The following is a 229-nucleotide window of genomic DNA, read 5'->3' on the forward strand; positions in this document are numbered from 1 at the left end:
CGGCCTGCGGGCCCTCGGCAACAACGTCGGTGGCGTCGCGCACGGCGTCCTGACCGACCGGCCGGGCGTCCTGACCAACGACTTCTTCGTCAACCTGCTCGCCCCCGGCACGCAGTGGAAGGCGGCGGAGTCCGAGGAGAACGTCTACGACATCCGTGACCTCGCCGGCGGCGACCTCAAGTGGACGGCCACCCCGGTCGACCTCATCTTCGGGTCGAACTCCCAGCTG

Annotated in this window: 1 pseudogene; it reads left to right on the top strand. The window is 69.9% G+C overall.

Features of this window, described 5'->3' with window-relative positions:
• A pseudogene (locus ACPYOM_RS24280) lies at positions 1 to 229 on the top strand (catalase/peroxidase HPI); the annotation flags it as partial.

The organism is Monashia sp. HAY1-2A (assembly GCF_056755315.1).